The following is a 25,563-nucleotide window of genomic DNA, read 5'->3' on the forward strand; positions in this document are numbered from 1 at the left end:
GTGGCCGAAAGCCGTGTGCCGCGCCCCCGGCGCTTTCTCGTCTGTGAACCCAGACACTTCGCCGTGCAGTACGCGATCAATCCCTGGATGCAGCCCGATTCCCAGGTCGACGTGGACCTGGCCCAGGAGCAGTGGCAGGGGCTGATCAGCGCCTACCGTGCCCATGGGCACTCCGTCGACACCGTGGAGCCGGTCGCCGGTCTCCCCGACATGGTCTTCGCCGCGAACTCCGCGGTCGTCGTCGGCGGCCGCGTCTTCGGCTCCCTGTTCCACGCGGACGAACGCCGTCCCGAGTCGACCCACTACGACACGTGGTTCAAGGCGGCCGGCTTCGACGTCTACCGCCCCGAGACGGTGTGCGAGGGCGAGGGCGACCTGGTCCCGACCGGCCGGTACGTGCTGGCCGGCACCGGGTTCCGCACGACCCGCGAGGCGCACCGCGAGGTGCAGGAGTTCTTCGGCGTGCCGGTGATCAGCCTGACGCTCGTCGACCCGTACTTCTACCACCTGGACACGGCGCTGTTCGTCCTCGACGACGGCCCCGCCAGCAACATTGTGTACTACCCGGAGGCCTTCTCGCCGGGCAGCCGCGAGGTGCTGGCGCGCCTGTACCCGGACGCGGTGCTCGCTACCCGCGAGGACGCGATGACGTTCGGTCTGAACTCCGTCTCCGACGGACGCCACGTCTTCATCGCGCCGCGGGCCGAGAATCTGGCCTCGCGTCTGGCCGACCACGGCTATGTTCCCGTCCCCGTCGACCTGTCGGAGTTCCACAAGGCCGGCGGCGGCATCAAGTGCTGCACCCAGGAGATCCGCTCATGACCGCCCCTGCCGGGACGACCGCCCGCACCCGTACCTCCGCCGACCTGATCTCCGCCGAGGAGCCGGTTCTCGCGCACAACTACCACCCGCTGCCGGTGGTCGTCGCCCGTGCCGAGGGCACCTGGGTGGAGGACGTCGAGGGCCGCCGCTACCTCGACATGCTGGCCGGCTACTCGGCCCTCAACTTCGGCCACCGCCACCCGGCCCTGGTGGAGGCGGCGCACCGCCAGCTGGACCGGCTGACGCTCACCTCGCGTGCCTTCCACAACGACCAGCTCGCCGAATTCGCCGAGCGGCTGTCCGAGTTGACCGGTCTCGACATGGTGCTGCCGATGAACACCGGCGCCGAGGCGGTGGAGAGCGGCATCAAGGTCGCCCGCAAGTGGGCGTACGAGGTCAAGGGCGTCCCCGCCGACCAGGCCACGATCGTGGTCGCGGCGGAGAACTTCCACGGCCGTACGACGACGATCGTCAGCTTCTCCACCGACGAGACCGCCCGCGCCGGCTTCGGCCCCTTCACGCCGGGCTTTAGGATCGTGCCCTACAACGACCTCGCCGCGCTGGAGGCGGCCGTCGACGAGACGACGGCGGCGGTGCTGCTCGAGCCGATCCAGGGCGAGGCCGGGGTGATCATCCCGGACGAGGGCTACCTCACCGGTGTGCGCGAGCTGACCCGCCGCAAGGGCTGTCTGTTCATCGCCGACGAGATCCAGTCCGGCCTGGGCCGCACCGGCCGTACCCTCGCCGTCGAGCACGAGCAGGTCATACCGGACGTGCTGCTGCTCGGCAAGGCGCTGGGCGGCGGCATCGTGCCGGTGTCGGCGGTGGTGGCCCGGCGTGACGTGCTGGGTGTGCTGCGGCCGGGCGAGCACGGCTCGACGTTCGGCGGCAACCCGCTCGCGGCCGCGGTCGGCACGGCGGTGGTCGAGCTGCTGGAGACGGGTGAGTACCAGCGCCGGGCCGCCGAGCTGGGTGTGATCCTGCGGAACGGGCTGTCGACGCTGGTCGGCAAGGGCGTGCTCGGATTCCGCTCGCGCGGGCTGTGGGCGGGCGTCGACGTCGACCCGGCCATCGGCACCGGTCGCGAGGTGAGCGAGGGCCTCATGCGCGAGGGCGTCCTGGTCAAGGACACCCATGGCTCCACCATCCGGCTGGCCCCGCCGCTGACCATCACCGGCGAGGAACTGCGCTCCGCGCTGGACTCGCTGGAGAAGGTCCTGACCCAGGGCCGCTGAATCCACGGGCAATCCACGGGCGGAGGGTGCCGGCACGACGCCGGCCCCCTCCGCCCGTTTGGCTCAGCTCTTGCCGAGGAGCCGGTTCATCTCCTTGATCTCCGCGTTCTGCGCGGTGACGATGTCGTCGGCCAGGCCGGTGGCGGGGCCGTACTCGCCCTTGGTGCTCTCGGCGGTGGCCATCTCGACGGCACCCTTGTGGTGGTCGACCATCATGGTCAGGAACTTCGTGTCGAAGTCCTTGCCGGTGGCCTTCTTCAGCGCGGTCATGTCCTCGGTGCTCATCATTCCGGCCATCCCGGAATGACCGGAGTGGTCCATCTCCATCCCGGCCATGGGCACCTGCTCGCCCCAGGCCTTCAGCCATCCGGTCATCGTGCTGATCTCCGGGTCCTGCGCCTTCTCGATTGCCGCCGCGAGCTCCTTGACCTGGGCGGACGAGGCGCGAGTAGAGGCGAGCCGGGCCATCTCCAGGGCCTGCTGGTGGTGCGGGATCATGCCCTGCGCGAAGGAGACGTCCTGGGCGTTGTGGGCACCGGCACCGGCCCGGCCGCCCGGGGACGCCGAGGCGCCGTGACCGGACTGGGCGGCACTGTCGCCGCTGTCGCCACCGCAGGCGGCGAGGACGAACGCGGCGGTGGCGGTGGCCGCGACGAGGGCGAAACGGCGCGCGAGAGTACGAGTGGTCATGCGTGAACTCCTGCTGTGCAAAAGGGATGCGGGCACGTCGTGGACCGCTCCCGGCCGGTCGCCGGTGCGGTCCTCGCGGCCTCTAGATCCGCAGGAGTTGGAGTTCCGCCAGGGACGGTGGCGCCCGGGCTCCGTCCGGCGCCGCGGCGGCACGGGAGCGCATGGAGTCGGCCCGTACGGGCGCGGCCACCGGGTCGGGAACGAGCACGGGCAGCGCCGGTCCCCCGCTCACGGCGCCGGAGGCACAGGTCGCGTCGGCGTGCTTGAGATGGTGTCCGCCGCAGTGGCCGTCGCCTGGGCAGTCGTCGACAGCAGTGGCCTCGGCCGTCATGTGCACGCCGTGAGCCCGCTCCGCGTGGCCCGTGCCACCAGTGGGGGCCAGGGCGTGCATACCGAGGAGACCGGTCAGCAGCCCCAGCACGAGCAGCGCCCGCCATCGCCCCAGAGGCGATCGCACAGCGGACTGCTCGGCTAGGTTCATCGGGCCCATCCTAGGCAGAGCCACGACAGCGCGTTCGGCGGGGTGCGTCCGGACGGGAAGCGGAGGACCACGATCGGGTGATAAGCACCGTCGGACGCCTTCCCCCGCGCGCCGCACGGGAACACCTTGGAGTGGCTTGCACTTTGCTTCCCGGGAGAGCCATGGCCGAGCGGTCCGTACAGGACGAGGAGCGCCGTGAGACGGCCACGTCTTCGCACCGCGAGGGGCCATCGCCCGGCACCCTGTCCCACGACGTCACCGGCGGCAAGACCGGCGCGTCTGCCAGTCCCCGCAATGATCACGCCAGGCTGGGGCAACGGGTTGCCGCACCACCGCCAGAGCCAGCAGTGTGGACCGGCGGCGGGCGTCCGCGACTGTTCCGGCTCACTGCGCCTGCACATACACTGGCACCCCATCACATGCCGGTTGACCTGCGAGAACTCGGAGACCCAGGCGATCCGCCGGAGTGAGGAGCGACCCCCTTTGTTCTACTACCTGCTGAAATATGTACTGTTGGGGCCTTTGCTGAGACTGGTCTTCCGACCCCGAATAGAGGGTCTGGAGCACGTACCGGCGTCGGGCCCGGCCATCATCGCCGGCAATCATCTGTCCTTCTCGGACCACTTCCTGATGCCCGCGATACTGAAACGGCGCATCACGTTCCTCGCCAAGGCCGAGTACTTCACAGGTCCGGGCATCAAGGGCCGGCTGACCGCGGCCTTCTTCCGCAGCGCGGGCCAGATCCCGGTGGACCGCTCCGGCAAGGACGCGGGCCAGGCCGCCATCCGCGAGGGTCTCGGAGTGCTGCGCAAGGGCGAGTTGCTCGGCATCTACCCGGAGGGCACGCGTTCCCACGACGGCCGGCTCTACAAGGGCAAGGTCGGTGTCGCCGTGATGGCGATGAGGGCGGGTGTGCCGGTCGTTCCGTGCGCGATGATCGGCACCTTCGAGGCGCAGCCGCCGGGCAGGGTCATCCCGCACATCCACCCGGTCGTCATCCGCTTCGGCAAGCCCCTCGACTTCTCCCGCTACGCCGGCATGGAGAACGAGAAGGCCATCCTGCGCGCCGTGACCGACGAGATCATGTACGCGATCCTGTCGCTGTCCGAGCAGGAGTACGTCGACCAGTACGCGGCCGTCGTCAAGGCGGACGAGGCCGCGGCGAGGGGCGAGCGGGAGCGCAGGTTCCCACGGGCACCGCTCGGTTGACCGAGGCGGTGGCGCGGCGGGGGCCGACCGCCGCAAGGGGAAGGGGCGGCCGGATTCGCTCCGGCCGCCCCGCCCTCGTACCGAATTCCCGCTGGCTGGTTACGGCTTGGGCGTCGCGTGCGGCGCGCAGGTCACGTCCGCGGCGTCCAGCTTGCCGGTGAGCAGGTAGTCGTCCACGCGCTGGTTGATGCACGGGTTGACCAGGCCGGTCACACCGTGCGAGCCCGCGTCCTTCTCGGTGATCAGACGAGAGCCCTTGAAGCGCTGGTGCAGTTCGACCGCGCCCGGGTACGGGGTGGCGGCGTCACGCGTGGACTGCACGATCATCACCGGAGGCAGACCCTTGTGGGTCTTGACGTTCACCGGGGTCTGCTGCTTGACCGGCCAGGTGGCGCACGGCAGGTTCATCCATGCGTTGGCCCAGGTCATGAACGGGTAGTCCTTGTTCAGCCGGGTGTTGTCCCGGTTCCACTTCTGCCAGCTGGTGGGCCACTTGGCGTCGGTGCACTCGACGGCCGTGTAGACGGCGTTGCCGTTCTCCGCGGAGATGTTGCCCGCGGTGTCGGACAGGTCCGGGGCGGCCGCGTCCACGAGGGCCTGGGTGTCACCGGCGACGTACTTGCTGAAGACCGTGGCGACCGGCACCCAGGAGGAGTCGTAGTAAGGGGCGCTCTGGAAGAAGGAGATCAGCTCTGCCGGGCCGACGATGCCGCCGAGCGGGCTCTTCTTGGCGGTGGCGCGCAGCTGGAGCCACTTGGCCTGGACGGCGTCGCGGGTCGTGCCCAGGTGGAAGGTGGCGTCGTTGGCGGCGACCCAGTCCTCCCAGTCCTTCCAGCGACCCTCGAAGGCGATGTCCTGCTCCAGGTTGGCCTGGTACCAGATGTTCTTGCGCGACGGGTTGACGACGCTGTCGACGATCATCCGGCGGACGTGGCCCGGGAACAGCGTGCCGTAGACGGCGCCGAGGTAGGTGCCGTAGGAGACGCCGAGGTAGTTGAGCTTCTTCTCGCCGAGGGCGGCCCGGATGACGTCGAGGTCGCGAGCGGTGTTCGGCGTGGTCATGTACGGCAGCATCGCGCCGCTGCGCTCGTAGCAGCCGTCGGCGTACTCGCGGGCCAGCTTCCGCTGCGCGGTCTTGTCGGCCTCGGTGTCCGGCACCGGGTCGGCCTTGGGCGCCTTGACGAACTCCTGCGGGTCGATGCAGGAGATGGGCGCGGAGTGGCCGACGCCGCGCGGGTCGAAGCCCACGAAGTCGTAGGCCTTGGCGGTGTTGGCCCACAGCGGGTTCTTGGTGGTGACCCGGAGCGGGAAGCGCATGCCGGAGCCGCCCGGACCGCCGGGGTTGTAGACGAGGGCGCCCTGGCGGTCCTTCTTCGTCCCCGTGTTGCCGATGCGGTCGACGGCGAGCTTGATCTGCTTGCCGTACGGCTTGGCGTAGTTGAGCGGCACGCTGACCCAGCCGCACTGGACCGGCTTCGCCAGCCCCCAGTCGGCCGGGCAGTCCTGCCAGTTGATGCCCGCCGTCGCGGCGCGCTCCGCGGCGATCGTGGCGCCGCGGGCCTCCCGGTCCTGGCCGTGACGGTACTCGGCACCGGCCGCGGGCGCCGCGAGGGCGCCGGTTATCAGGGTCGCCGTGACGAGTGCTCCGGCCGAACCGAGCGCCAGCGCGCGGCTCTTCGGTCTGATGTCCCTCAAGTGGGCCCCTCCCCGTGCATATCTGCGAATGGTCACGGAGGATCCTCGCGGCTGTGAGAAGCCTGGGAACAGGGGTCGTGGACCTTCTTTACCAATCCGATAACCGGACGATCAAGTCCCGCTGAGCGGAGGGCTGTTCAAGAAGGCTCAGCGCTTCGTCCAGCACCCGCCGCAGCCGCAGCCCATCGGCCGCCACGGCGGTCACCAGTACGGCGGGACCGGCGAGCGGAGTCAGCGCCGCGCACTCCCCCAGCACCCGGGCCGCGGGCTGCTCCCGACGGAACTCGGGCCGTACGACGACGAGTTGCCCCACGGCACGGTGTCCCGCTAGCACGGCAGGCCCGTCCCAGGCGCCAGGCGCACCGGGCCCGCACACCAACTCCTGGTCGAGCACGGTCCGCCCCGCGACCCGCACGGTCAGACGGCCGGCAAGCCGCCCGGGTTCCTCACCGACCCGCCCGAGCACCTGCTCCTCCCTCAACAACAGCCGGCCCTCGCCTCCCATCTCGACCCTCGTGCTCACGGCCACATCGCTCCCGCCCGCGCAGATCAACGGCTCGGGCAGCCAGCGTAGTTCACCCCGGTCGGCGACGCGCAGCCGCACGTCGTACGTCGCTCGGCCCTTTGCCTGCCCGGGAAGCGCGATGGTGGCGGCGGCCGAGCGCACATCCAGCCGCGCCCCTTCCGCCACTTCGGCCTCCACGCTGAACCGATCACCACCGAGCGGCCCGCTCATCGCCCCCACGAGCATGACCCGCGCCTCGGTCCCCCTCGCCCGAGTACGGCGCACGGCAAGCGCCCCTCCGCCCTCCAGCACGGGCAGCGACGTACCACCCCGCCCGTCCTCCCGGGCGACGATCCGCACGCCCGCCCGCACCCCACTCCCCCTCACCCGTTCCACGCAACAACCCGCTCACGCACCCAGGCAGCGACATCCGCAACCCCCACGGCACTCCTCAACGACTGGAACACAACGGGCAGTTCACTCCGCTGGGCCTTCGCATCGGCGGCCATCCGGCCGAGATCGGAGCCGACATGGGGCGCGAGGTCGGTCTTGTTCACGACGAGCAGATCGGCGGTGGTGACACCGGGCCCGCCCTTACGAGGAATATCGTCCCCACCGGCCACATCGATCACAAAGATCTGCGCGTCCACAAGCCCCCGGGAGAAGGTGGCGGTGAGATTGTCCCCACCGGACTCGACAAGAATGAGGTCCAACGGCCCGACCTGATCCTCCAGATCCTCCACTGCCTCGAGATTGGCGGAGATGTCATCCCGGATCGCCGTGTGCGGACAGGCTCCCGTCTCCACGGCCGCAATCCGCTCGGGCGGCAACACGGCCTCACGAAGCAGGAATTCGGCGTCCTCGCGCGTGTAGATGTCATTGGTGACGACAGCCAGCGACAACTCGTCCCGCAACACCCGACACAACGCGGCAACGGTAGCGGTCTTACCGGACCCAACGGGCCCACCAACCCCAATCCGCACCGCCCGCCGCCGCCCGTCCGCCCGCCGGGCATCGGCACTTACGGAGGCGGACGCATGGTGGTGGGTGTGATCAAGGTGCATAGCAGCGGCTCCAATCCAGCTGGTTCTGAACGGTCATTCACCGGACCTGACATTCGAGGACGGGCCCTTCGGGCCGGGGGGCGGGGTGACTGATGGGGGAGGGCAGGGCGGGGCCTGCCGGGGTAGGTGCAGGGCTCCTGACGGGGTGCAGGGGCGGAGCCCCGCGAGAGGAGGGGCTGACGGCCAGGCGTCCTGCCAGGGGTGCACGGGCGGAGCCCTGAGCCCTGCCAGGGGTGCACGGACGAAGTCCCCACCGGGGGGCAGGGACGGAGCCCCGCCAGGGGTGCAGGGGACGAAGTCCCCGCCGGGGTCTGGGGCGGAGCCCCAGGGTGAGGGGTGCTTTCCAGCCAACCGAGTCGGGCGGGTGGGCAGGACGGGGTTCGGGGCGGAGCCCCGGGGACGGGCGCTTCTCGGCCCACCGAGTCGGGTGGGCGCGTGGGCAAAGACAGCTCACGACCCGAACAACCGCACAGCCCAAGCGGCATGCGCCTCCGCCCCGATCTCCAACAACGGCGCAGCCCCCGCAGGCAACGCGTCAACCCCGCCCTCGACCACGCCCCACCCAGCCGCAACAGCCATGTCCACCACCCGGTCCACCTCCGGCGCCAGCCGAGCCAACACCCCGGTGGCATCGAACGGATCCAGACTCAGCAACCGCACGGCAGCCGTAGCCGCCCCGCTCACACTCTCGTACCCCGCGCAGTACGCCGCGTCGTCGGCCCCGAGCCCGGCCGCCCGCGCCACGACACCGAGCACCACCGGCTGATGCGCCCCCTTGGGAAACTCCCTCGCGAGGGCGTCGAGCTCCCCGGAGGGCCACGCCGCCCGCCCCGCCCGCATCAACTGCCGCCCGAGCCGCCGCGCAGCGCCCCGCAGCGCGGCCGACGGCGTCCGCGCATCGGCCGCCGCGTCCAACTCCCTGGGATCCACACCGAGCACGGCTGCGGCAGCCAGCGCACCGGCCACCAGCCCCACCGTGTGCAACCGCCCCCGGCAGAACTCCTCCAGGCTCGCGGCCCCGGTGATCCGCCCGGCCTTGACGGCCGCCTCGGCCCCGCCGGAGTGCGCATGCCCTCCGGCGGGAAACCGGCCGTCGGCCAGTACGAGCAGCGCTGCCCTGGACATCAGAACAGGAAGTAGCGCTGGGCCATGGGCAGGTCGGCGGCCGCAGTCGCCTCGACCAGCTCGCCGTCGATGTGCACGGCGAAGCTGTCGGGATCGACCCGCACCCGGGGCCGTGCGTCGTTCTCCCGCATGTCCGCCTTGGTCACCCCACGCGTCGAGTCGATGGCGACGAACCGCTTCCCCAGCTGCAACCGCTCCGGCAGCCCGTCCTCGACGGCGAGCGGCGCCACGAAGTTGACCGAGTTGGTGGCCGGCGCCCGCCCGATCGCCCCGTACATCGGACGCGGAAGGACCGGCTGCGGTGTCGGGATCGAGGCGTTCGCGTCACCCATCTGCGCGTACGCGATCTGCCCGCCCTTGATGACGAGATGCGGCTTCACCCCGAAGAACGCGGGCTCCCACAGCACGAGGTCGGCGAGCTTGCCCGTCTCCACGGAGCCGACCTCCCGGGCGAGACCCTGCGCGAGTGCCGGGTTGATCGTGTACTTGGCGACGTACCGCCGTACCCGCCGGTTGTCCGCCCGCCCGTCACCGGGCAGCACACCCCGCCGCCGCTTCATCACATGGGCCGTCTGCCAGGTCCGGATGATGACCTCGCCGACCCGCCCCATCGCCTGCGAGTCCGACGAAATGATCGAGATGGCGCCGAGGTCGTGGAGTATGTCCTCCGCCCCGATCGTCGACGGCCGGATCCGGGACTCGGCGAACGCCAGGTCCTCCGGCACCGCCGGGTTCAGGTGGTGGCACACCATCAGCATGTCGAGGTGTTCCTCGGCGGTGTTGACGGTGAACGGCCGCGTCGGGTTGGTCGAACTCGGCAGCACGTGCGGCTCGGACACCACGGTCATGATGTCCGGCGCATGCCCGCCGCCCGCGCCCTCGGTGTGGTAGGCGTGGATGCCGCGCCCGCCGATCGCGGCGAGCGTGTCGCCCACGAACCCGGCCTCGTTCAGCGTGTCCGTGTGGATGGCGACCTGGATCCCGGTCCGTTCTGCGACGGTGAGGGACGCGTCGATGACGGCGGGCGTCGACCCCCAGTCCTCGTGCAGCTTGAGTCCGAGCGCTCCCCCACGGATCTGCGACAGCATCGCGTCGTGCGAGACGGTGTTGCCCTTGCCGAGCAGACCGATGTTGAGCGGGTGGGCCTCCATCGACTCCAGCATCCGGGCCAGGTGCCAGGGCCCGGGGGTCACCGTCGTCGCCTTCGAACCCTCGGCCGGACCGGTGCCGCCGCCGACCAGGGTGGTGATTCCCGCGGAGAGCGCCTCGTCGGCGATCTGCGGACAGATGAAGTGGACGTGCGCGTCGATCGCGCCCGCCGTCAGGATCCGGCCGTTGCCCGCGATCACCTCGGTCTCCGGGCCGATGACCAGATCGCGGTGCACCCCGTCCATCGTGTCCGGGTTGCCGGCCTTGCCGATCCCGGTGATCCGGCCGTCGCGGATGCCGATGTCGGCCTTGACGATCCCCCAGTGGTCGACGATGACGGCACCGGTGACGACGGTGTCGGGGGTGCCCTCCGCGCGGGTGGCACGCGACTGGCCCATGGACTCACGGATGACCTTGCCGCCGCCGAAGACCGCCTCGTCACCGGCGAGTCCGGGCCCGCCCGAGCGGTCCTCCTCGATCTCGATCAGCAGGTCGGTGTCGGCGAGCCGGATCCGGTCACCGGTGGTCGGGCCGAACAGGTCCGCATAGGCGGCGCGGGAGATCTCAGGCATCGAGGGCGCCTCCGGTCTCCCCGCGCAGTCCGGGCACGACCCGGGCGCCGGCGAGTGGAACGAGTTCCACCTCCACCGGGATCCCGGGCTCGAAGCGCACGGCGGTGCCGGCGGCGACGTTCAGCCGCTTGCCGCGCGCGGCGGCCCGGTCGAACTCCAGGCCCGGGTTGGCCTCGGCGAAGTGGTAGTGGGAGCCGACCTGGACGGGCCGGTCGGCGGCGTTGAGGACGGTGAGGCGGGTGACCTCGCGGCCTTCGTTGCAGACGATCGGGTCCTCGGCGAAGAGGATCTCTCCGGGAATCGCTCCGGGAATCACGGCGGCCTCCCCCGTCAGACGATCGGGTCGTGGACGGTGACGAGTTTGGTGCCGTCCGGGAAGGTCGCCTCGACCTGGACGTCGTGGATCATCTCGGGCACGCCCTCCATGACGTCGTCCCTGGTGAGCAGCTTGCGTCCGGAGGCCATCAGTTCGGCGACGGTACGGCCGTCACGCGCGCCTTCGAGGATGTGCGACGTGATGAGCGCGACCGTCTCGGGGTGGTTGAGCCTCAGCCCACGGGCGCGGCGCTTCTCGGCGACGTCGGCCGCCACATGGATCAGCAGCCTCTCTTGCTCGTGCGGGGTCAGTTGCACGTCCCACCTCACAGTCCTCGCTCCGGACCGTGCGGGGCCCGGTTGCCGCGGCCACGGGGCAAAGTGCCTGATGGCGTGGAGGGGCAGGCTAGTTGGACCGGATTTCGGGCACGTTAAGCAGACTGTGATCGTCACACGGTCGAGCGTGGGTCCCGCATGCTCATCAACGCCCGCAATCCGTCCGCCAGGGTCCCGGACGGCAGGTCGCCGATGACGGCGAGCTGTGCGGCGTAGCCCTGCGCGAGCGCGATCATCACCCGGGCCATGGCGTCGGCGTCGGCGTCCGCCGAGATCAGGCCGGCGGACTTGTAGCTCTCCACGACCCTCACCCAGGCGGCGCGGACCCGGTCGTAGCCGGCCCGCACGATCCGCGCGAGCTCCGCGTTGCGCAGGATCTCGGTCCACGCCTGGATCATCAGCCGGGGGAAGAGCCACTCCCCGCTCTCCAGCAACCCCGGCCTGACCTCCCGCAGTTGCCGCAGGGCCCGGGGGATCAGCACATCGGGCAGCGGCGGCGGGGTCTCCACGGCCGCCCCCTCGTAGGTCTCGCGCAGCACGTCGAGGACCTCGCCGACGATCGCGCCGATCAGCTCGTCCTTACCGCTGAAATAGCGGTAGACGGCGCCGGCGGAGAGGTCGGTCTCCTTCAGTACGTCCTGCATGGACGTGGCGTGGAAACCGTTGCGGGCGAAGCAGCGGGCGGCGCCGTCGAGGATCTGACGGCGGCGGGCGTCCAGATGCGCCTGGGATACGCGGGCCATGGCCCTCAACTTAAAACGAACGTTCCTTCTTGACAAGGCACACCACCCGGAGGATGGTGAGGGCGCCGTAAAACGAACAGTCATTCTTTTTAGCCCGAGGACGGCAGGTTCCGCCCCGGCAAGCGCCCCGCCCCTTCCCCCGATCCGAGGAGAAGCCATGTCCACCGCCTCCGCGACCCCCACCAGGGCACCCGCCCGACGCCTGCTCGCGGTGATCGTCCTCGTCCCCGTCCTGGCCGCCCTCGCCCTGTGGGCCTTCGCCTGGCCCGCCGCCCGGACCGCACCCCGCGACCTGCCGCTCGGCGTGGCGGGCCCGGCGGTCGCGACGGCCCAGATCGAGCAGCAACTGGTGGCGCACGAGGGCGCGTTCGATATCCACCGCTACGCGAACGAGGCGGCCGCCCGTGGCGCGATCGAGGACCGGACCGTATACGGCGCGGTGGTCGTGACCGACCGGGGCCCCGAACTCCTCACCGCCTCCGCCGCGAGCCCGGTCGTCGCCCAGTTCCTCCAGCAGGCGGTTGCCGGACAGGCCTCGGCCACCGGTGCGCCGATGAAGACCGTCGACGTCGTCGCCGCCTCCCCGAAGGACCCGCGCGGCGCGGCCCTGACCGCGAGCGTGCTGCCGCTCGCACTGGCCGGCATGGCGGCGGGCTCGGTGGTGACCCTGCTCGGGCTGCGCGGCGTCCGCGCGGTGACCGCGCTGGTGGGGGCCGCCGCCCTGGTGGGCGTGGCCGCCGCCGGGATCGCGGACAGCTGGCTCGGGGTGATCACGGGCGACTGGTGGGTGGAGGCGGCGACGTTCGGACTGTCGACGCTGGCCGTGAGCGGTGCCGTCGCCGGACTGGCCGCGCTCGTCGGCACCGCCGGGATCGGGATCGTCGCCGGCGTGGTGATGCTGTTCGGCAACCCGTTCGCCGGCGCTTCCTCGGCGCCGCAGATGCTTCCCGAACCGGTCGGGACGATCGGTCAGTGGCTGCCGCCGGGCGCGGGGACGACCCTGCTGCGCTCGGTGTCGTACTTCGACGGCGCGGCGGCGACCGTCCCCGCCCTCACCCTGGGCTGGTGGGCGGCCCTCGGCCTGGGCGCGGTACTACTCGGCAGTGCGCTCAAGTCACGTGCCCACAGCGGCGAACCGGTGCCCGAGCGGGAACTCGCGCCGATCGGCTGACCGGCGCCCGCACAAGCGACCGTGCCCCCCCGCAGTAGCGGACGGGGGTGCACGGTCCTTTCGGTCTTCTCACTCACCGCACAGCCAAGCCCCGCCCAGCCGTTCCCGGCGAAGGCCGGCCGGAGGTCCTACGCGCCGCCGGCCCCCCGGTGCTCCGCCGCGATGCCGAATCGCCGGCGGTCGTGGGTCGCGGGCGCGGCCGCGGACTCGTGGACGCCGGCGACCGAGGTGATCACCTGGTCCTCCGCGGGCTCCTGGAGCTCCTCCAGCCGTTCGAGGTCGGCGGCGGAGACGAGGGCGACGAGAGGCTTTCCGTGCCGCGTCACGACGACGCGCTCACCGCCGTACACCACCCGGTTGATCAGGTCGGCGAGCTCAGCCCTGGCTTGCGTCACCGGAATCTCGTAGGCCATACCCCCAGCTTACGGGGACCCCTCCGGCGGCCCGCAGGTTCTGCGCCGCGGACGGACCCTTGCATCCACACTCTGTACGTCCTGTACATTTTACACAGAGAGCTCTACCGGAGACGGCTCTGCCGCGAGAAGGGGTACGCCATGTCCCGACCGTCCGCCCGCTATGTCCTGCCCGAGTTCACCGAGCGCACCAGCACGGGTCAGCGCACGCTGGATCCGTACTCGAAGCTGCTGGAGGAGCGGATCGTCTTCCTGGGCACGCCGATCGACGACACGTCGGCCAACGACGTGATGGCGCAGTTCATGCATCTCGAGCACGACAACCCGGACCGGGACATCTCGCTGTACGTGAACTCGCCCGGCGGCTCGTTCACCGCGATGGCGGCGATCTACGACACGATGCGGTACGTCGGCTGCGACGTGGAGACGGTCTGCCTGGGGCAGGCCGGCTCGTCCGCCGCGCTGCTGCTCGCCGCCGGGACACCGGGCAAGCGGTTCGCGCTGCCCGGCGCACGTGTGCTGATCCGACAGCCCTCACTGGCCGAGCCGGTTCAGGGCCAACCGAGTGACCTCGTCATCCAGGCCGAGGAGTTGAGCAGGACCCGGGCCCTGCTCGAAGGAATGCTCGTCCGGCACACGGGACGCAGCCCGGAACAGGTCCACGAGGACCTGGAGCGGGATCTGATCCTGGACGCGCCGGGCGCGCTGGAATACGGGCTGGTGGACGGGATCATCACCAGCCGCAACGCCTCCCGCATCACCCGGGACGCGGGGTGAGCCGGCGGATGATGCCTCCGGAACTGCCGCCGCTGCCCGCCCTGACGCGGGCCGAGGGTGAGTTGATCGACCGTTACCTCGATGTGGTCGACCTGCTCGGTCGGATCAATCCGGCCCGGCACGAGGGCACCTACAGCGGGCTGCGGGCCGCCCAGGCACTGGTCCGTGCGGCGGCCGAGTTGCGCGACGCGCTGACCCTCATGCACCAGCGCGGCGAGACGGAGTTGCACGCGGCCACGTTGGCACGCGCACTGCGGGTGCTGGACGGCGAACGCCGGACCGCGAGGGTCACCGTCCCACCCCACGCCGCCGATTGACGCACTGCCGTCCGGACCGGAGTTGAAACGACCCAAAGGGCGTACCGCTGATTGGAGTAGTCGCAGGTCCGTTTCCGAGGCCGTGGAGGTTGCACAACACGCTTGCCCGAGGGGGACGGTGAGGTGCTTCCGCGCTGGTCCGGGGGTACCTGCCCCCCTCGGCCATGACTCGAACACAGCGATGTCCACCCGAACGGGTGAGTGGTGAGTAACACCACAAATCCCCGATTCCATTGGGATTTTCGGACACCTGTGAGTGAAGATCCCTGTCTGACGACAAGCCCCCGCCACAGCGGCGGGGCGGTCCGGGCGGACGCCGAGTCCTGCCGCCGCCCGGATGACCGGTCGACAGGAGTGGATCGGCAGGAGTGGAGGACCCAAGCAAGACGGGTCGCCGGAACGGATGTTCGTTCGTCTGTTTGTTCGTTCCGAGCAGCCCTTGGGGTGAAGCCGCGGCAACGCGGCCGGGCAACTTCGCCAGCCCGAATCCGACAGGTCATCCTTCACAGGCGGCTGACGAAGGGTTGCGCATGACTGCGCTCAATCGTGTCCCGTCGCTCATGGCCCGGGCCGGTACGGCCTCGGCCCTCACCATCGCCGCCGTGGGCGGCTCGATCGTGGTTCCGGGTGTCGCCGCCGACGCATCGGCCGCGACGATGGCGACGAAGGCACTCCAGGTCGCGGCTTCCAAGAAGGGGTCCCCCTACAAGTGGGGCGCCACCGGGCCGCGGAGGTTCGACTGCTCCGGGCTCACGCTGTACTCGTACAAGAAGGCGGGCAAGAGCCTGCCCCGTACGGCCGCCCAGCAGTACAACAAGACCCACCACATCTCGGCCAAGAACCGCAAGGCCGGTGACCTGGTCTTCTTCCACTCGGGCTCCAGCGTGTACCACGTGGGGATCTACGCCGGGAAGGGGAAGATCTGGCACGCCCCGAAGACCGGGGACGTGGTGAAGCTGCAGAAGATCTGGACGAGGAGCGTCTGGTACGGCCGGGTCAGCTGACCCGCCCGAGGGGGTGACGGGCGATGTCGCGCCGTCACCCCCTCGGGTCCGCTCCGGCCTGACCCGGTGTCACGCCAGGAGCGGTTCGATGAGCAGGGCGGCGCCCAGAACCGTCAGCGCCACACCGGTCGCCGACTGCAGGGCCATGGCGGCCCGCGGCCGGCGCAGCCACCGGCCGAGCCGGTCCACCAGCAGCGCCACCGTCGGGAACCACACCAGGGTCAGCCCGATCACGATCAGCGCGAGCAGCAGGGTCCTCGGCAGCGCGGCACTGCCCGCGGGTACGAACTGGGGCAGCAGGCTGAGGAAGGTCAGCGAGACCTTGGGGTTGAGGGCGTTGGTCGTGAACCCCTGACGCAGCGGGTGTGCGGCAGAGGCCGTGCCGCCGTCCGTGTCGCCGCCCTGCGGCTGCCGCAGCGACCACAGCGTCCGTCCGCCCAGATACAGCACATACGCGCCGCCGAGCAGCTGCAGAGTGCGGAACAGCGGGGGCACGGCGACCAGGACCGCGGCGACCCCCGCAGCCACCAGTGCCGTGTGGACGAGCAGCCCGCACGCGATGCCGAGCGCACAGGCGATGCCCGCCCGGCGGGAGACCAGTGCGTTGCGTACGACGACGGTGAAGTCGGCGCCGGGCATGGCGACCATGCCGGCGGCGATCCCGGTGAAGGCGAGGAGCTGTCCGTCCATGGCGCCCAGCCTGCCGCGGACGGACCTTCAGCAGGTATTTAGGATCTCCTGGGTTATCCTTAAGCATTCCTTTGGGCTCGCACCCATTGGGCATTCCTTTGGGCACTCCTTCGGGCAGGCAACCGGTATGTACGACCCCACCCGACTCGCCGCCCTCGTCGCGGTGGCGGAGGCGGGGTCCATCACGCGTGCCGCCGAGCGGCTCGGCTACACACCTCCCGCGCTCTCCCAGCAGCTGGCCAAGCTGGAGCGGGAGGCGGGGACGGCGCTGCTGGTCCGGCACCACCGCGGGGCGCGGCTGACGGACGCGGGCGAGCTGCTGGTGGCCCGGGCCCGCCGGGTGCTGGACGAGTTGGAGCGGGCCCGGCACGAACTGGCCCGGCTGGCCGGTCTGTCGGGCGGCACACTCCGGCTCGGTACGTTTCCGACGGCCGGGATCCATCTGCTGCCGCCGGTGCTGAGCGCGTTCCGCCGGGCGCATCCGGATGTGGAGCTGTCGGTGGCGGACTACGATCCCCCGGCCGGCGTGGCGGCGGTGGCGGCCGGAGAGGTGGACCTGGCGCTGACGCACGCGTATCACCCGGCGGAGCCGGTTCCGGTGCCGTCCTCGGTGGGTCTGGAGCCGGTGCTGGTCGACGAGCTGGTCCTGGTGACAGCCCCGGGGCATGCCCTGAGCAGTGGCTCCTCCCGGCTGCCGCTGTCGGAGCTTGCGGGTCAGCCGCTGGTCAGCATGGCGCCGCAACTGCCCGCCCGGCAGGGAGTGGAGGCGCTGTTGGCGCAGGCGGGGGCCACGCCGTCCGTACTGGTGCCGACCCCGGGCTACGCCGTGGTGTGCGCGCTGGTGAGTGCCGGGCTCGGCGTGGCCGTCGTACCGGAGATGGTGGCGCGGACGGCGGTCACTCCGGTCGGGGTGCGCCCGCTGGGGGCAGGAGAGCTGCGACGTACGATCTCGGTCGCGTACCGGGCCGACGAGGTGGCTCCGGCCGCCGACGCCTTCCGGGCCCTGCTGCGCGGGGCGTTCGGACGTGCGCAGCAGACGGCGGGGGGCTGAGTATCACGGCTCCTGCTGTCCAGCGGCCGTGACCGGCTGGGCGGGTACCGTCCAGGGGAGTTCGATGGAGACGGTCTTGCCGCCCTCGCGGGTGGGCCGGACCCGTAGTTTGCCGCCGGATTCGGCGGTGAGCCAGCGGATGATCACCATGCCGCGGCCGTTGTCCTGCTGGACGGCGGCGGGCAGTCTCTTCGGGAAGCGTGGATGGCTGTCGGTGACGCCGATGCGCAGGTGTTCGTCACGATCGAGCACGAGGTCCACCGTGAAGGTGGGTGACTGACCGAACGTGTGCTGCACGGCGTTGGTGGCGAGTTCGGAGACGATGAGCCGGACCGTGTCGGCCACTTCCGTGTCCGGTGGCAGACCCCATTCCGCGAGGGTGGCCAGCACATAGGAACGGGCCGCGGCAACCGAGGCGGGATCGCTCGGCAGAGTGACGGATGCTTCCAGATGGTCTGCCATGACGACGTCGTCCCTTTCCCACGGGACCGCAGTCCGGCACGGAGCCGGATGGTTCGAGTACGGTCCCGGACTGGTGCTTCGTCGTCAGACTGCCATTGCGGCACGTGTCACGGGGGCGATCCACCAAGATATGCATATATCTGTCGCTCGAAGCGGTGAACTCTGCGACGGCAGACCGTATTTGGGCGGCTCGAAGGGAGTAGGGAGTAGCCCATGCAGAACGGTCCCGCGGTGCGCCGCCGGAAACTGGGAGCAGAACTGCGCGCACTGCGCACCGGGGCGAGCCTCACGAGCGGTGAGGCGGCCCGGCTGGTGGGCTGGCACCAGTCGAAGGTGAGCCGCATCGAGACGGGCGCCAGTGGGGTGAAACCGGCCGATGTACGGTTACTCCTGGACGCGTACGGCGTGGTGGACGGTCAACTGCGCGAGCTGCTGATGGTGTTGGCCGGCTCGGACGACGTCGGCGGCCGCCACCACTGGTGGCACGCGTACCGCGGGGTGCTGCCGCCCGCCTACCGGGACTTCATCAGCCTGGAGTCGCAGGCGTGCGCGATGCGCACCCTGGAGACGTCGGTTGTCCCGGGGCTGCTGCAGACGCCGGAGTACGCCCGTGCGGTGACCCGGGCGGCCGTGAGCGGCTTCGACGACGCCGAGGAGCGGCTGGACGCACTGGTCAGGGTACGGCTGGTCCGGCAGGACGTGCTGCGGTCGCAGCCGCCGCTGAAGCTGAGCGCCGTCCTGGACGAGGCGGTGCTGCGGCGGGAGGTGGGCGGGCCCGACGTCATGGCGCGGCAGCTGGAACGGCTGGTGGAGGCGGCGCGCCTGCCCCAGGTGAGGCTCCAGGTCCTGCCGTTCGCCGCCGGTGCTCACATCGGCATCACGGGACCTTTCGTTATCTTCTCATTTCCGAGCACATCTGATCTGGATGTGGTTGTTCTCGACCACTTGACGAGTAGCCTCTATCTCGAACGGAAAGAAGACCTCCAGGCCTACTCCGAGGCCTTCAACACCCTTCGGATCCACGCCCTTTCGACCGAGGAATCGTTGGATTACATCGCCGGGATAGCTGACGGCGCGTAAGGAGGAGGCACCATGTCTGCACTGCCTCGGAACGTACCTTCCTGTACCGATCTGCACGGCGTGCGGTGGCTGCGCAGCAGCTACAGCACGGGAGCGAACAACTGCGTGGAGACGGCACGGCCGCGCTCCGGTCCGCTGACCGGACTGCTCGCCGTGCGCGACTCCAAGGCACCGGCCGGACCCGCACTGCTCTTCTCCCCCGAGAGCTGGGCGGGGTTCCTGGCCACGTTCCGCTGATCCCCGTACGACCCGATCCGACCGATCGCTATTGATCGGTTCCGTCCAGGCGGCGCACGGCCGTGTCACGCCGACTCATGGTCGCGCCTCGCCGATCACACGTACAGCGCGTTCGATCTCGGCCTCGGAGAGGTCCGCGCGGGCGGTCAGCCTGAGCCGTGAGATGCCGTCGGGCACGGAAGGAGGACGGAAACAGCCCACGGCCAGGCCTGCCGTACGGCAGTCGGCCGCCCAGCGCACCGCCTCCTCGGGCGACGGCGCCCGCACGGAGACGACCGCGGCGTCCGGGCGTACCGCCTGCAGACCCATGGCGGTCAGGCGTGCGTGCAGTTCGGCGGCCACCTCGCGGGCCCGCTGTGCCCGCTCCGGCTCACGGCGCAGCAGCCGCAGCGCGGCCAGGGTCGCGCCGGCCGCGGCGGGAGCCAGGCCCGTGTCGAAGATGAACGTCCGGGCCGCGTTGACCAGATGGTCGATCACCCGGGCGGGACCGAGCACGGCACCGCCCTGGCTGCCCAGTGACTTGGACAGGGTGACGGTCACGACCACGTCCTCGGCGCCCGCGAGTCCGGCCGCGTACGGGGCGCCCCGCCCGCCGTCGCCGATGACGCCCAGCCCGTGGGCGTCGTCGACGACCAGCCCGGCACCGTGTTCCCGGCTCGCCCGCGCGAGCGCGGCCAGCGGCGCGGCGTCCCCGTCCACCGAGAACACCGTGTCGGAGACGACGATCGCCGGTCCCTCGTGCGTGCCGAGCGCCTTGCGCACGGCGTCCGGGTCGGCGTGCCCCACGACCTGCGTGGCGCCGCGGGCGAGCCGGCAGCCGTCGATCAGGGAGGCGTGGTTGCCCGCGTCGGAGACGATCAGGGAGCCGTGCGGGCCCAGCGCCGTGACGGCGGCGAGGTTGGCGGCGTAACCGGAGGAGAAGACCAGGGCCGCCTCGAAGCCGCAGAACCCGGCCAGCTCGCGCTCCAGCTCGGTGTGCAGTTCGGTCGTGCCGGTGACCAGCCGGGACCCGGTGGCACCGCCGCCCCAGGTGCGCGCGGCGGCCGCGGCCCCCTCGGTGACCTCGGGGTGGTGGGCCAGTCCCAGATAGTCGTTGCTGGCCAGATCCAACAGGGGCGAGTCGGCGGGGCGGGGGCGCAGCGTCCGTACGAGTCCGGCGCGGCGGCGCTGCTCCACCTGGTCGTCGATCCAGCCGAACGCCATGGGTCCTCCGGGGCTTTTGTAGGTAGCGGACAGACACTAGCCGGACGCCCAGCCGCCCAGGGTGTGGCAATACCCACACGGTGATCCGTCTCTGTTGTGCAAACTCTCCTTGGCCCGGGGCGGTCCCGTAGGACAGGATCGGACCTCATGGACCTGCTGAACACGCTGGTGGACAAGGGGCTTCGGCGCGAGCTGCCGACCCGCGACGAAGCACTCGCCGTGCTCGCCACCTCCGACGACGACCTGCTCGATGTGGTGGCCGCGGCCGGCAAGGTGCGCCGGCACTGGTTCGGCCGGCGCGTGAAACTCAACTACCTGGTCAACCTCAAGTCCGGCTTGTGCCCGGAGGACTGCTCCTACTGCTCGCAGCGGCTGGGCTCCACCGCGGGCATCCTGAAGTACACCTGGCTCAAGCCCGACGAGGCCTCCCAGGCCGCCGCCGCCGGCCTGGCCGGGGGTGCCAAGCGGGTCTGTCTGGTGGCCAGCGGACGCGGCCCGACGGACCGGGACGTGGAACGGGTGTCGGACACCATCAAGGCGATCAAGGACCAGAACGAGGGCGTCGAGGTGTGCGCCTGTCTCGGTCTGCTCTCCGACGGCCAGGCCGAGCGGCTGCGCGACGCGGGCGCGGACGCGTACAACCACAACCTCAACACGTCCGAGGGAACATACGCGGACATCACGACCACGCACACGTACGCCGATCGGGTGGACACGGTGCAGAAGGCGCACTCGGCCGGTCTGTCCGCGTGCTCCGGTCTGATCGCGGGCATGGGCGAGAGCGACGAGGACCTGGTGGACGTGGTCTTCTCGCTGCGCGAGCTCGACCCGGACTCGGTGCCGGTGAACTTCCTGATCCCGTTCGAGGGGACCCCGCTCGGCAAGGAGTGGAACCTCACCCCGCAGCGGTGTCTGCGCATCCTGGCGATGGTCCGGTTCGTGTGCCCGGACGTCGAGGTGCGGATCGCGGGCGGCCGCGAGGTGCATCTGCGCACCATGCAGCCCCTCGCGCTGAACCTGGCCAACTCGATCTTCCTCGGTGACTACCTCACCAGCGAGGGCCAGGCGGGCAAGGCGGACCTGGAGATGATCGCGGACGCCGGGTTCGAGGTGGAGGGCTCCGACCAGGTGACGCTTCCGGAGCACCGCGCGGGCGCCGCGGGCGGCTGCGGGTCGCACGCCGAGGCGGGGTGCGGGTCGCACGCCGAGGCGGGTGCGGGTCGCACGAGGGCGGCGGGGTCTGCGGGTCGGCCGCCGCCGCGCCGCGGAGGCCGGCGCGCAGGTGAACGAGCCGCGTACCGATCTGGTCGCCGTGCGCCGCCGGGGCGCGGGAACGGATCTCGCGCCCAATGCCTGACCTGAGCGTGCCCGAGCTGCTGGAGCTCGACCGGCGGCACGTGTGGCATCCGTACGGCCCGATGCCCGGTCGCGTCGAACCGCTCGTCGTGGAGTCGGCGAGCGGGGTGCGGCTGAGGCTCGCGGACGGCTCGGGTGAGCTCGTCGACGGCATGTCGTCCTGGTGGTCGGCGATCCACGGCTACAACCACCCGGTGCTCGACGAGGCGGCGCGGGGGCAGCTCGGGCGGATGAGCCATGTGATGTTCGGCGGGCTCACGCACGAGCCCGCCGTCCGGCTCGCGAAGCTCCTTGTCGACATGTCGCCGGATGGCCTCGAGCATGTCTTCCTGGCCGACTCCGGCTCGGTGTCGGTCGAGGTCGCGGTCAAGATGTGCCTGCAGTACTGGCGTTCGCTGGGCCGTCCGGAGAAGCGGCGCCTGCTGACCTGGCGGGGCGGCTACCACGGGGACACCTGGCAGCCGATGGCCGTGTGCGATCCCGACGGCGGCATGCACCAGCTGTGGTCCGGCATCCTGCCGCGCCAGGTGTTCACGGACGCGCCGCCCGCCGAGTACGAGGAGGCGTACGCCGAGCAGTTGCGCGAGGCGATCGAGCGGCACGCCGGGGAACTGGCCGCCGTCATCGTCGAGCCGGTGGTGCAGGGCGCGGGCGGGATGCGCTTCCACTCCCCCGCCTATCTGCGGGTGCTGCGCGAGGCGTGCGACGCGCACGACGTGCTGCTGGTGTTCGACGAGATCGCGACGGGGTTCGGGCGCACGGGCGCGCTGTTCGCGGCGGACCACGCGGCCGTGGCGCCGGACGTGATGTGCGTGGGCAAGGCGCTGACCGGCGGCTACCTGACCATGGCGGCCACCCTGTGCACATCGCGGGTGGCCGACGGCATCTCGCAGGGCGAGGTGCCGGTGCTGGCCCACGGGCCGACGTTCATGGGCAATCCGCTGGCGGCGGCCGTGGCCTGTGCCTCGATCGGACTGCTGCTCGGCCAGGACTGGCAGGCCGAGGTCAAGCGGATCGAGACGGGCCTGCGGGACGGGCTCGCCGCGGCCGACGACCTGCCCGGGGTCAACGACGTCCGAGTTCTGGGCGCGATCGGGGTCGTACAGCTCGACCACGAGGTGGACATGGCGGCGGCCACCCGGGCCGCCGTGCGGGAGGGCGTGTGGCTGCGGCCGTTCCGCGATCTGATCTACACGATGCCGCCGTATGTGACGGGTGACGCGGACCTGGCGCGGATCACGCGCGCGGTGCGCGCGGCGGCTCGGGAGGGATGAGATGCCGGTACTGGTCATCACGGGCACGGGCACGGAGGTCGGCAAGACGGTCACGACCGCCGCGGTGGCCGCCACCGCGCTCGCGGCCGGCCGGTCGGTCGCCGTGCTGAAGGCCGCGCAGACCGGGGTACGACCGGACGAGCAGGGGGACGCCGACGAGGTCGCGCGTCTCGCGGGCGCGGTGACTGCGGCCGAACTGGCGCGCTACCCGGACCCGTTGGCGCCCGGCACGGCGGCACGGCGGGCGGGTCTCGCACCCGTGCACCCGTACGAGGTGGCGGAGGCGGCCGCCAAGCTGGCCACCGACCACGACCTCGTGCTGGTCGAGGGAGCGGGCGGGCTGCTCGTACGGTTCGACGCGGCGGGCGGGACGCTGGCGGACGCGGCGCGGCTGCTGAACGCACCCGTGCTGATCGTCGCCAGCGCCGGGCTCGGCACCCTGAACACCACCGAGCTGACGGCGCGTGAACTGCGGTCCCGGGAGATCGGGCTGCTCGGCGTGGTGATCGGCAGCTGGCCCGAGGAACCCGACCTCGCCTCGCGCTGCAACCTCGCGGACCTGCCGGAGGTGGCAACCGCCCCGCTGCTGGGCGCACTGCCCGCCGGTGCCGGGGCACTGTCACCCGCCGACTTCCGCACCGCGGCTCCGGGCTGGCTGTCACCTCGCCTGGACGGCAGCTGGGACGCGGAGGCATTCCGGGTGCGAGAGGCTCCGTAAGCTCGCGTGAGCCCGCGGCGGGGGGTGTGACGGGCCCGCACGGGGGACAATCCCCCTAGACCCGACCTGGCCGTCCTGTCTGGGAGGTTGCCATGGGGATTCGACCCGCGGGCTCCGGCAAGTTGGCGCGGGATCCCGTCCACCACCCGCTGTTCGCCCGCTGCTACGCCCGCGTCAGCACACGCGCCGAGACCAGACTCGGCATGACCCGGGTGCGCGACCGACTGCTGGCCGGACTGTCCGGGCGTGTGATCGAGATCGGGGCGGGCAACGGACTGAACTTCGCGCACTACCCGGGCACCGTGTCGGAGGTGGTCGCGATCGAACCGGAGCGTCTGCTGCGACAGTTGGCCGTGCAGGCAGCCCGGCGCTGCGAGGTGCCGGTGGATGTGGTGCCGGGTGCGGCGGAGGCGCTCCCGGTGAAGAGCGAGGCGTACGACGCGGCCGTGCTGTCCCTGGTCCTGTGCAGCGTCCGTGACGTGCCGCGCGCCCTCGGGGAGCTGCGGCGCGTGCTGCGGCCCGGCGGCGAGGTGCGGTTCTTCGAGCACGGCAGGGGCGGCGGCCGGGCGATGACCTTCACCCAGCGCGCCCTGGACCGCACGCTGTGGCCCGCGCTGAGCGGCGGCTGCCACCTGGCCCGGGAACCGGTCGCCGCGCTGCGCGAGTCCGGGTTCGAACTCGGCCCGTACCGGCAGGTGCTGATGCCGGAGAAGGGGCCGAAGCTGCCCACCTCGTACTGCGTACTGGGTTCGGCCCGGCGCCCCGGACCCGGCGAGGAAACCGCGGACCGCGGATCCGGCGCGGCGGAGAGCTGATCCGGCACCGTTGAAAGCCGATCCCTCGGCACGGAGAGCCGATCCCTCGGCCCCCACGACGCTCGCCGTCCGCCCACGGGTGGAGGTTGCCCCTTACACCGGTATCAGGGACCCTTCCTGGGGCGGAGACCGCCTCGACCGCAGGGGGGATACCGGCTGCGCCCATGGTCACACTAGGCTCGGCCGCGGCAAGGGAGTGCTGAAGTCCAGGCGAGCGAGGAGGCGGCCGTGTCCACACCTGCTGCGGAGCACCCGCCGGGGCAGTCGGCCGACGGGATCGCCGCCCGCGCGCGCGGTCTGACGAAGGCGTACGGCTCGGGCGAGACCACGGTGCGCGCCCTCGACTCGGTGGACGTGGACATAGCCCGCGGCCGCTTCACCGCGGTCATGGGGCCCTCGGGCTCCGGGAAGTCCACCCTCATGCACTGTCTGGCCGGGCTCGACAACGTCTCCGCCGGTCAGGTGTGGCTCGGCGACACCGAGATCACGGGCCTGAAGGAGCGGGAGCTGACGCGGCTGCGCCGGGACCGGATCGGCTTCATGTTCCAGTCGTTCAACCTCATCCCGACGCTGAACGCGGCCGAGAACATCACCCTGCCCATGGACATCGCGGGCAAGAAGCCCGACGAGAAGTGGCTGGACCAGGTCATCGACACGCTCGGGCTGCGGGACCGGCTGGGGCACCGGCCCACGCAGTTGTCCGGCGGACAGCAGCAGCGCGTCGCCTGTGCGCGGGCGCTGGCCTCCCGGCCCGAGCTGATCTTCGCCGACGAGCCGACCGGCAACCTCGACTCGCGCGCCGGTCTCGAAGTGCTGGGGATCCTGCGGGACGCCGTGGACGAGCTCGGGCAGACCGTCGTCATGGTGACCCACGACCCGGGCGCGGCCGCCCACTCCGACCTGGTCCTCTTCCTCGCCGACGGGCGGATCGTGGACCGGATGGAGCAGCCGACGGCGGAGGCGGTGCTGGAGCGGATGAAGCGGTTCGACGTGGCACGCGGCTCGTTCGACGGCGACAGCGACAGCGCCCTCGCCGCCGAGGAGGACTGACCCG

Annotated in this window: 28 protein-coding genes, 1 pseudogene and 1 riboswitch; of the genes and pseudogenes, 15 read left to right on the forward strand and 14 right to left on the reverse strand. The window is 71.2% G+C overall.

What is annotated here, in order from left to right:
* Nucleotides 1-822, forward strand: coding sequence for a dimethylargininase (ddaH, locus tag N8I87_RS05920; protein ID WP_263206136.1), 822 nt, complete (start codon nt 1-3; stop codon nt 820-822).
* The gene (gene rocD, locus N8I87_RS05925; protein ID WP_263206138.1) at nt 819-2,057 is read left to right on the forward strand and encodes an ornithine--oxo-acid transaminase; all 1,239 of its coding nucleotides are present in this window, start codon (nt 819-821) and stop codon (nt 2,055-2,057) included. The genes ddaH and rocD overlap by 4 nt, the downstream gene beginning before the upstream one ends.
* Nucleotides 2,058-2,120: 63 nt before the next feature.
* On the opposite strand, the gene N8I87_RS05930 is transcribed toward rocD, so the two are convergent.
* Together N8I87_RS05930 and N8I87_RS05935 are read right to left on the reverse strand one after the other, a co-directional pair.
* Nucleotides 2,121-2,747, reverse strand: a complete 627-nt coding sequence (locus N8I87_RS05930) for a DUF305 domain-containing protein (RefSeq protein WP_263206140.1) — start codon at nt 2,745-2,747, stop codon at nt 2,121-2,123.
* Nucleotides 2,748-2,829: 82 nt separating this feature from the next.
* A complete protein-coding gene (locus N8I87_RS05935) occupies nt 2,830-3,228 on the reverse strand; it encodes a DUF6153 family protein (RefSeq protein ID WP_263206141.1) in 399 nt (132 codons plus the stop codon).
* Nucleotides 3,229-3,711: 483 nt separating this feature from the next.
* Between N8I87_RS05935 and N8I87_RS05940 the strand changes: the two genes are divergently transcribed.
* Nucleotides 3,712-4,437 carry a lysophospholipid acyltransferase family protein gene (locus N8I87_RS05940; protein WP_263206143.1) on the forward strand — a complete coding sequence of 242 codons (726 nt, stop codon included), beginning with the start codon at nt 3,712-3,714 and terminating at the stop codon, nt 4,435-4,437.
* Nucleotides 4,438-4,536: 99 nt separating this feature from the next.
* Here the strand turns inward: N8I87_RS05940 and N8I87_RS05945 are convergent, their stop codons facing one another.
* The 8 genes from N8I87_RS05945 to N8I87_RS05980 form a co-directional block, all read right to left on the reverse strand.
* Nucleotides 4,537-6,132: an alpha/beta hydrolase gene (locus N8I87_RS05945; protein ID WP_263206144.1), complete on the reverse strand. Its 1,596-nt coding sequence runs from the start codon at nt 6,130-6,132 to the stop codon at nt 4,537-4,539.
* 88 nt (nt 6,133-6,220) lie between these two features.
* A complete protein-coding gene (locus tag N8I87_RS05950; RefSeq protein ID WP_263216319.1) occupies nt 6,221-7,024 on the reverse strand; it encodes an urease accessory protein UreD in 804 nt (267 codons plus the stop codon).
* Nucleotides 7,021-7,701 carry an urease accessory protein UreG gene (gene ureG, locus N8I87_RS05955; protein ID WP_263206146.1) on the reverse strand — a complete coding sequence of 227 codons (681 nt, stop codon included), beginning with the start codon at nt 7,699-7,701 and terminating at the stop codon, nt 7,021-7,023. Before ureG ends, N8I87_RS05950 begins: the two co-directional genes overlap by 4 nt.
* A 450-nt stretch (nt 7,702-8,151) precedes the next feature.
* The gene (locus tag N8I87_RS05960) at nt 8,152-8,826 is read right to left on the reverse strand and encodes an urease accessory protein UreF (protein ID WP_263206148.1); all 675 of its coding nucleotides are present in this window, start codon (nt 8,824-8,826) and stop codon (nt 8,152-8,154) included.
* Nucleotides 8,826-10,547: an urease subunit alpha gene (locus tag N8I87_RS05965; protein ID WP_263206150.1), complete on the reverse strand. Its 1,722-nt coding sequence runs from the start codon at nt 10,545-10,547 to the stop codon at nt 8,826-8,828. The genes N8I87_RS05960 and N8I87_RS05965 overlap by 1 nt, the downstream gene beginning before the upstream one ends.
* Nucleotides 10,540-10,860: an urease subunit beta gene (locus N8I87_RS05970; RefSeq protein ID WP_263216322.1), complete on the reverse strand. Its 321-nt coding sequence runs from the start codon at nt 10,858-10,860 to the stop codon at nt 10,540-10,542. The genes N8I87_RS05965 and N8I87_RS05970 overlap by 8 nt, the downstream gene beginning before the upstream one ends.
* A gap of 17 nt (nt 10,861-10,877) precedes the next feature.
* A complete protein-coding gene (locus N8I87_RS05975; protein WP_263206152.1) occupies nt 10,878-11,180 on the reverse strand; it encodes an urease subunit gamma in 303 nt (100 codons plus the stop codon).
* A gap of 131 nt (nt 11,181-11,311) precedes the next feature.
* The gene (locus N8I87_RS05980) at nt 11,312-11,941 is read right to left on the reverse strand and encodes a TetR/AcrR family transcriptional regulator (protein ID WP_263206153.1); all 630 of its coding nucleotides are present in this window, start codon (nt 11,939-11,941) and stop codon (nt 11,312-11,314) included.
* A 157-nt stretch (nt 11,942-12,098) separates the two neighbouring features.
* Here N8I87_RS05980 and N8I87_RS05985 point away from each other — a divergent pair, with 157 nt between their 5' ends.
* Nucleotides 12,099-13,112, forward strand: a complete 1,014-nt coding sequence (locus N8I87_RS05985) for an ABC transporter permease (protein ID WP_263206155.1) — start codon at nt 12,099-12,101, stop codon at nt 13,110-13,112.
* A gap of 128 nt (nt 13,113-13,240) precedes the next feature.
* Here the strand turns inward: N8I87_RS05985 and N8I87_RS05990 are convergent, their stop codons facing one another.
* Entirely contained in the window at nt 13,241-13,525 is a 285-nt protein-coding gene (locus N8I87_RS05990) for a type II toxin-antitoxin system Phd/YefM family antitoxin (protein ID WP_263206157.1), read from the reverse strand.
* Between the two features lie 141 nt (nt 13,526-13,666).
* On the opposite strand from N8I87_RS05990, the gene N8I87_RS05995 reads away from it, so the two are divergent.
* The 3 genes from N8I87_RS05995 (at nt 13,667) to N8I87_RS06005 (ending at nt 15,623) form a co-directional block, all read left to right on the forward strand.
* Nucleotides 13,667-14,302, forward strand: a complete 636-nt coding sequence (locus tag N8I87_RS05995) for an ATP-dependent Clp protease proteolytic subunit (protein WP_263206159.1) — start codon at nt 13,667-13,669, stop codon at nt 14,300-14,302.
* 8 nt (nt 14,303-14,310) lie between these two features.
* Nucleotides 14,311-14,619: a hypothetical protein gene (locus tag N8I87_RS06000; RefSeq protein ID WP_263206160.1), complete on the forward strand. Its 309-nt coding sequence runs from the start codon at nt 14,311-14,313 to the stop codon at nt 14,617-14,619.
* A 320-nt stretch (nt 14,620-14,939) separates the two neighbouring features.
* Nucleotides 14,940-15,146, forward strand: a riboswitch (cyclic di-AMP (ydaO/yuaA leader).
* A gap of 3 nt (nt 15,147-15,149) precedes the next feature.
* On the forward strand, nt 15,150-15,623 hold the full coding sequence (locus N8I87_RS06005; protein WP_263206161.1) for a C40 family peptidase: 474 nt from the start codon (nt 15,150-15,152) through the stop codon (nt 15,621-15,623).
* A 69-nt stretch (nt 15,624-15,692) separates the two neighbouring features.
* Here N8I87_RS06005 and N8I87_RS06010 read toward each other — a convergent pair whose 3' ends face one another.
* Entirely contained in the window at nt 15,693-16,313 is a 621-nt protein-coding gene (locus N8I87_RS06010; RefSeq protein WP_263206162.1) for a LysE family translocator, read from the reverse strand.
* A gap of 127 nt (nt 16,314-16,440) precedes the next feature.
* Here N8I87_RS06010 and N8I87_RS06015 point away from each other — a divergent pair, with 127 nt between their 5' ends.
* Nucleotides 16,441-17,364 carry a LysR family transcriptional regulator gene (locus N8I87_RS06015; RefSeq protein ID WP_263206163.1) on the forward strand — a complete coding sequence of 308 codons (924 nt, stop codon included), beginning with the start codon at nt 16,441-16,443 and terminating at the stop codon, nt 17,362-17,364.
* Between the two features lie 3 nt (nt 17,365-17,367).
* Here N8I87_RS06015 and N8I87_RS06020 read toward each other — a convergent pair whose 3' ends face one another.
* Nucleotides 17,368-17,826 (reverse strand): ATP-binding protein, encoded by a 459-nt coding sequence (locus N8I87_RS06020; protein WP_263206164.1) that lies wholly within the window; start codon nt 17,824-17,826, stop codon nt 17,368-17,370.
* Between the two features lie 213 nt (nt 17,827-18,039).
* On the opposite strand from N8I87_RS06020, the gene N8I87_RS06025 reads away from it, so the two are divergent.
* Together N8I87_RS06025 and N8I87_RS06030 are read left to right on the forward strand one after the other, a co-directional pair.
* Complete coding sequence (locus N8I87_RS06025; RefSeq protein ID WP_263206166.1) at nt 18,040-18,906, forward strand: helix-turn-helix domain-containing protein; 867 nt, start codon at nt 18,040-18,042, stop codon at nt 18,904-18,906.
* 12 nt (nt 18,907-18,918) lie between these two features.
* The gene (locus tag N8I87_RS06030) at nt 18,919-19,143 is read left to right on the forward strand and encodes a DUF397 domain-containing protein (protein WP_263206168.1); all 225 of its coding nucleotides are present in this window, start codon (nt 18,919-18,921) and stop codon (nt 19,141-19,143) included.
* 75 nt (nt 19,144-19,218) lie between these two features.
* Here N8I87_RS06030 and N8I87_RS06035 read toward each other — a convergent pair whose 3' ends face one another.
* Nucleotides 19,219-20,346, reverse strand: coding sequence for an 8-amino-7-oxononanoate synthase (locus tag N8I87_RS06035; RefSeq protein ID WP_263206170.1), 1,128 nt, complete (start codon nt 20,344-20,346; stop codon nt 19,219-19,221).
* Nucleotides 20,347-20,493: 147 nt separating this feature from the next.
* Between N8I87_RS06035 and bioB the strand changes: the two are divergent.
* The 5 genes and pseudogenes from bioB to N8I87_RS06060 all read left to right on the forward strand — a co-directional run bounded on the left by bioB (nt 20,494) and on the right by N8I87_RS06060 (nt 25,559).
* Nucleotides 20,494-21,703, forward strand: a pseudogene (gene bioB, locus N8I87_RS06040) (biotin synthase BioB).
* Nucleotides 21,696-22,976, forward strand: coding sequence for an adenosylmethionine--8-amino-7-oxononanoate transaminase (locus tag N8I87_RS06045; protein ID WP_263206172.1), 1,281 nt, complete (start codon nt 21,696-21,698; stop codon nt 22,974-22,976). The pseudogene bioB and the gene N8I87_RS06045 overlap by 8 nt, the downstream one beginning before the upstream one ends.
* A gap of 1 nt (nt 22,977) precedes the next feature.
* Entirely contained in the window at nt 22,978-23,694 is a 717-nt protein-coding gene (bioD, locus tag N8I87_RS06050) for a dethiobiotin synthase (protein ID WP_263206174.1), read from the forward strand.
* A 92-nt stretch (nt 23,695-23,786) separates the two neighbouring features.
* Entirely contained in the window at nt 23,787-24,509 is a 723-nt protein-coding gene (locus N8I87_RS06055) for a class I SAM-dependent methyltransferase (protein ID WP_263206175.1), read from the forward strand.
* A gap of 228 nt (nt 24,510-24,737) precedes the next feature.
* Entirely contained in the window at nt 24,738-25,559 is an 822-nt protein-coding gene (locus N8I87_RS06060) for an ABC transporter ATP-binding protein (RefSeq protein ID WP_263206177.1), read from the forward strand.
* The last annotated feature ends 4 nt before the right edge of the window (nt 25,560-25,563 follow it).

It is taken from the genome of Streptomyces sp. HUAS 15-9, from assembly GCF_025642155.1.
GTDB lineage: Bacteria > Actinomycetota > Actinomycetes > Streptomycetales > Streptomycetaceae > Streptomyces.

Bases quoted from the DNA above. Each gene is read 5' to 3' on its own strand.
- rocD (WP_263206138.1), top strand. From the start codon at position 819: ATGACCGCCCCTGCCGGGACGACCGCCCGCACCCGTACCTCCGCCGAC.
- N8I87_RS05930 (WP_263206140.1), bottom strand. From the start codon at position 2,747: ATGACCACTCGTACTCTCGCGCGCCGTTTCGCCCTCGTCGCGGCCACC.
- N8I87_RS05935 (WP_263206141.1), bottom strand. From the start codon at position 3,228: ATGAACCTAGCCGAGCAGTCCGCTGTGCGATCGCCTCTGGGGCGATGG.
- ureG (WP_263206146.1), bottom strand. From the start codon at position 7,701: ATGCACCTTGATCACACCCACCACCATGCGTCCGCCTCCGTAAGTGCC.
- N8I87_RS05960 (WP_263206148.1), bottom strand. From the start codon at position 8,826: ATGTCCAGGGCAGCGCTGCTCGTACTGGCCGACGGCCGGTTTCCCGCC.
- N8I87_RS05965 (WP_263206150.1), bottom strand. From the start codon at position 10,547: ATGCCTGAGATCTCCCGCGCCGCCTATGCGGACCTGTTCGGCCCGACC.
- N8I87_RS05980 (WP_263206153.1), bottom strand. From the start codon at position 11,941: ATGGCCCGCGTATCCCAGGCGCATCTGGACGCCCGCCGCCGTCAGATC.
- N8I87_RS05985 (WP_263206155.1), top strand. From the start codon at position 12,099: ATGTCCACCGCCTCCGCGACCCCCACCAGGGCACCCGCCCGACGCCTG.
- N8I87_RS05990 (WP_263206157.1), bottom strand. From the start codon at position 13,525: ATGGCCTACGAGATTCCGGTGACGCAAGCCAGGGCTGAGCTCGCCGAC.
- N8I87_RS05995 (WP_263206159.1), top strand. From the start codon at position 13,667: ATGTCCCGACCGTCCGCCCGCTATGTCCTGCCCGAGTTCACCGAGCGC.
- N8I87_RS06000 (WP_263206160.1), top strand. From the start codon at position 14,311: ATGATGCCTCCGGAACTGCCGCCGCTGCCCGCCCTGACGCGGGCCGAG.
- N8I87_RS06005 (WP_263206161.1), top strand. From the start codon at position 15,150: ATGACTGCGCTCAATCGTGTCCCGTCGCTCATGGCCCGGGCCGGTACG.
- N8I87_RS06010 (WP_263206162.1), bottom strand. From the start codon at position 16,313: ATGGACGGACAGCTCCTCGCCTTCACCGGGATCGCCGCCGGCATGGTC.
- N8I87_RS06015 (WP_263206163.1), top strand. From the start codon at position 16,441: ATGTACGACCCCACCCGACTCGCCGCCCTCGTCGCGGTGGCGGAGGCG.
- N8I87_RS06020 (WP_263206164.1), bottom strand. From the start codon at position 17,826: ATGGCAGACCATCTGGAAGCATCCGTCACTCTGCCGAGCGATCCCGCC.
- N8I87_RS06025 (WP_263206166.1), top strand. From the start codon at position 18,040: ATGCAGAACGGTCCCGCGGTGCGCCGCCGGAAACTGGGAGCAGAACTG.
- N8I87_RS06030 (WP_263206168.1), top strand. From the start codon at position 18,919: ATGTCTGCACTGCCTCGGAACGTACCTTCCTGTACCGATCTGCACGGC.
- N8I87_RS06035 (WP_263206170.1), bottom strand. From the start codon at position 20,346: ATGGCGTTCGGCTGGATCGACGACCAGGTGGAGCAGCGCCGCCGCGCC.
- N8I87_RS06045 (WP_263206172.1), top strand. From the start codon at position 21,696: ATGCCTGACCTGAGCGTGCCCGAGCTGCTGGAGCTCGACCGGCGGCAC.
- bioD (WP_263206174.1), top strand. From the start codon at position 22,978: ATGCCGGTACTGGTCATCACGGGCACGGGCACGGAGGTCGGCAAGACG.
- N8I87_RS06055 (WP_263206175.1), top strand. From the start codon at position 23,787: ATGGGGATTCGACCCGCGGGCTCCGGCAAGTTGGCGCGGGATCCCGTC.